The 2,550-nt window shown below is 53.6% G+C and carries 4 protein-coding genes; all 4 read right to left on the reverse strand.

Features of this window, described 5'->3' with window-relative positions:
• Window positions 1-111: 111 nt before the first annotated feature.
• Window positions 112-864, reverse strand: a complete 753-nt coding sequence (locus tag ACFDR9_RS27475; RefSeq protein ID WP_081611926.1) for a TauD/TfdA family dioxygenase — start codon at window positions 862-864, stop codon at window positions 112-114.
• A 65-nt stretch (window positions 865-929) separates the two neighbouring features.
• Window positions 930-1,619, reverse strand: coding sequence for an LrgB family protein (locus ACFDR9_RS27480; RefSeq protein ID WP_026133263.1), 690 nt, complete (start codon window positions 1,617-1,619; stop codon window positions 930-932).
• Window positions 1,616-2,017, reverse strand: coding sequence for a CidA/LrgA family protein (locus ACFDR9_RS27485; RefSeq protein WP_409033047.1), 402 nt, complete (start codon window positions 2,015-2,017; stop codon window positions 1,616-1,618). Before ACFDR9_RS27485 ends, ACFDR9_RS27480 begins: the two co-directional genes overlap by 4 nt.
• 270 nt (window positions 2,018-2,287) lie before the next feature.
• Window positions 2,288-2,550: hypothetical protein (locus tag ACFDR9_RS27490; protein ID WP_409033048.1), on the reverse strand; the 263-nt coding region annotated here is incomplete at its 5' end.

Genomic DNA, 2,550 nt, shown 5'->3' on the forward strand with positions numbered 1-2,550 from the left:
TACGCAAGCAAGGCCATGGCATGCTTGAGGTTCTGCTCCGGGCCTTCAACGGTAATCCTATCCCGCTTGCCGCATAGCGGCTGAACAGTCACATTTTATTGTCGGTTTGGTTCAACGAATCCATGCGCGCCAAGCAATGCGCGACGAGGCTGGCGACAGCGGCGTACGGCCATGCAGGAATTTGCAGTTGTCGACCAGGATGGTTTCATCGCGCTGCGCCGAATAGGTGATCGGTTTCGTGTTGTCGATAAAATCTTTGACCCATTCAATCGCCGCTTCGGCTTCGAAGCCGCGCGCATCGACGACCAAGGGCTTGACCTTGTCGTCATAGCGCCAGCGGAACACAACGTCCTCGGCGCTTTTCCAATTCAGGATAGGGACGCGGACCGCTTTGTTCATGCCAGCGCCGTTGAACCTGGCGTAGGTCACTTCGGCCATTTCCAATGCCCTTTTATACTTAAACGGGATTTCGTCGAGTATCCATTGCACGGGCATGAAGGTGGAAACACCGCCGAGGTTGTCATCGATATGTTTAAAATGCAACATGAAGCGCTCGAGCTGGGTGGCCGCGAAGCTGGCGTCGGTGTGCATTGGATGCGCGTCATACGATTCGGCGATCGAGTGGTGCTTGGTGGGATCGCAGGCGATGACGCGAACCTTGTCGAAGGTGTCGTCGTCAATAAACCCCGCGATTTCCGCCAAGTGGTCGTGGAATTCGTCGAAGGAATAGGCTTTTTTGACAACGCCGAGGCCTGTCCATTCCTTCGACGTCGAGGCGGCGTACATGGAGCGGATGTCGTCAAAACGTGTGATGAATTGATTTTCACGGCTATTTTTGGTGCTGGAAGCGGATAAATTAGGCATTTTTACTTTTTACGGATTGAAAAAGCGGCATCGACGGCACGGAGCCGTGCGACCGCGCGTGTAAATCAAATTAATCGAAATAAAGCGGGTACCAAAAGCGCCGAGCCGCATCCCATCAAGGCCATGCCCAGCGTGGCAAACGCCACCGCTTCCGAACCCAGTTCAACCGAGCGGGCGATACCGAAGGCATGGGAAGTCATGCCCAGGGTGAAGCCGGTCACGACGGGGTCCTTGACATTCATCCAGCGCAAAATGGAGGGGGTCACAATCACGCCGAGAATGCCGGTGGTGAATACGCTAAGGATGGTGAGCGGAACCGAGCCGCCGATTTTTTCCGCCACCGACAAGGCGATGGGCGCCGTCACGGACTTGGTGGTCAACGACAATTCCATGAGCGTGTCGAGGCCGATCAACTGGCCCAGCAGCAGCGCGCTGCCGGTGACGGCAATCCCGCCCAGTAATACCGAGCCCAACAGGGGCAGGAGGACGGCACGTGCTTTGCGTAAATTTTCAAACAGCGGCACCGCCAGTGCCACGATGGTCGGCCCGAGCAAGTTGTGCAACGGACTGGTCCCTTCAAAATACTCGTCGTAGGGTAATCCGGTCAGCAGCAGCATGATGACGATGGCCAAGATGGCGATCAGCACGGGCTGCAGAACCGGGATTTTTCCCGAGCGAAGGTAAATAGAACTTCCGGCTGCGAACGCCGCCACCGTCACGGCAATTAAACCGAGTGAAGTAGTCGGCGCTATCATTGGGCGGCTCCGGCTTTTTGGAGGGCCGCCGTGGCTGGGACCGTGGAATCGTTAGAGCGGCCCACATGCCGAGCCAACAGCCATTGCGTGATTTTGGCCGTTGCAACGCCGCCGACCACCAGCGCGACCACCAGAACCAGCAACAGCTTGGAAATTCCAGGTGGCACCGCGCCGATCAATTTCATTACCCCTACGCCGATCGGAACCAGCATCAGCGCCAGATAGCGCAGCATGGAATCGGACGCCTCCTTCAATGGCGCATCCACTTTGCCACGTATCGTCAACAGAATAAAAACCAGCCCGAATCCGATAATTGAGCCGGGTATTGGCAAAGAAAACTGGCTGGACAAATAATTGCCGAGCAAATACATCGCAATAAAAAAAGCAAATCCAAACACTATAATTTCCTTGTTTTCGGTATTTCACAAAGCGATGGCCGTGCAAATCCAGCAGACAGCCGGTCCGATTTGTTTACCAATGTAAAAAGTGATAGGCGAGTTAAGGAATCGAGTTGACAATTTACTCGTCGCCAACCTCGAAACAAATACCGCCCAGGACTTCAGCTCCAGAAAAGGGGCGAAGTTAATCAATCGAGACGAAGATGTGCCGCCATGAAAGTGTAATTAGTATATATCCAAGATTATGCGCTGTGAAATGTTTACAGTAAATTAATTATCCGTATAGGGTGAAACTACTGGACGTTGCAGGGATATGTACGCGTAATTGAACGACACGTTGGATGAGGCAGATTCGTTAGAATGAAGCTGGCGATGAGCAGATTTCTTCCCGATCCAGTCGTTGCTATGACTGAAGGGCGCAGCAGATCCCGCCCCGCGTGGGCAATCCACCCAAGTTAAGAATTTTTCTTTAAAAGTAGAGCGAAATACAATAAAAAGCTTGACATGCCAGTGAGGTAGGGCGCGGCCAGTGA

Source organism: Janthinobacterium sp. CG_23.3 (assembly GCF_046115965.1).
In the GTDB taxonomy this organism is placed as follows: domain Bacteria; phylum Pseudomonadota; class Gammaproteobacteria; order Burkholderiales; family Burkholderiaceae_D; genus Janthinobacterium.

Excerpts from the sequence above, each read along its gene's own strand:
- ACFDR9_RS27475 (WP_081611926.1), bottom strand. The coding sequence starts at position 864 with ATGCCTAATTTATCCGCTTCCAGCACCAAAAATAGCCGTGAAAATCAA.
- ACFDR9_RS27480 (WP_026133263.1), bottom strand. The coding sequence starts at position 1,619 with ATGATAGCGCCGACTACTTCACTCGGTTTAATTGCCGTGACGGTGGCG.